This is a genomic window from Lacibacterium aquatile (assembly GCF_042683105.1).
Lineage (GTDB): Bacteria > Pseudomonadota > Alphaproteobacteria > Elsterales > Elsteraceae > Lacibacterium > Lacibacterium aquatile.
Genome location: NZ_JBHUIP010000018.1, coordinates 1 through 1,171, shown reverse-complemented (window position 1 = coordinate 1,171; position 1,171 = coordinate 1). Strand labels below are relative to the sequence as shown.

The following is a 1,171-nucleotide window of genomic DNA, read 5'->3' as shown; positions in this document are numbered from 1 at the left end:
TGCGAATGCAGTGAAGGTGACGTTGGGTCCGAAGGGCCGCAATGTCGTGATCGAGAAGTCGTTCGGCGCGCCGCGCATCACCAAGGACGGCGTTTCGGTTGCCAAGGAAATCGAGCTTTCGGACAAGTTCGAGAACATGGGCGCGCAGATGCTGCGCGAAGTGGCCTCGAAGACTGCCGACCGCGCCGGTGACGGCACCACGACCGCGACCGTTCTGGCCCAGGCCATCGTTCGTGAAGGCGTGAAGGCGGTTGCTGCCGGTCTCAACCCGATGGATCTGAAGCGCGGTATCGACATGGCCGTTGCTGCGGTGATTTCGGACCTGAAGGGCAAGGCCAAGAAGGTTTCGACCAATGGCGAAGTCGCCCAGGTCGGCACCATTTCGGCCAATGGCGAGCGCGAGATCGGCGAGATGATCGCCAAGGCGATGGAACGCGTCGGTAACGAAGGCGTCATCACCGTCGAAGAAGCCAAGGGCATCGACACCGAGCTGGACGTCGTCGAAGGCATGCAGTTCGACCGCGGCTATATCTCGCCCTACTTCGTGACCAACGCCGAGAAGATGGTCGCTGAACTCGACAGCCCCTACATCCTGCTGTTCGAAAAGAAGCTGTCGGGTCTGCAGGCCATGCTGCCGGTGCTGGAAGCCGTGGTGCAGTCGGGCCGTCCGCTGCTGATCATCGCTGAAGACGTCGAAGGCGAGGCTCTGGCCACCCTGGTCGTCAACAAGCTGCGCGGCGGTCTGAAGATCGCTGCCGTGAAGGCACCGGGCTTTGGCGATCGTCGCAAGGCGATGCTGGAAGACATGGCGATCCTGACCGGCGGTCAGGTTGTCTCCGAAGACCTGGGCATTAAGCTCGAGAACGTCTCGCTCGAGATGCTGGGCACGGCGAAGAAGGTCACGATCTCGAAGGACGAGACCACCATCGTCGATGGCGCTGGCGTGAAGGCCGACATCGAAGCCCGTTGCGCCCAGATCCGCGCGCAGGTCGAAGAGACCTCGTCGGACTACGACCGCGAGAAGCTGCAGGAACGTCTGGCCAAGCTGGCGGGCGGTGTTGCCGTGATCCGCGTCGGCGGCTCGTCGGAAATCGAAGTGAAGGAACGCAAGGATCGCGTTGATGACGCGATGCATGCAACCCGCGCTGCGGTTGAAGAAGGCATCGTGGCT

1 protein-coding gene is annotated in these 1,171 nt (G+C 62.2%); it reads left to right on the top strand.

Annotated features, from left to right (window positions below; translation table 11 throughout):
- The coding region (gene groL / locus ACFSM5_RS22000; protein ID WP_379879107.1) for a chaperonin GroEL at positions 1–1,171 on the top strand (1,171 nt) is incomplete at both ends.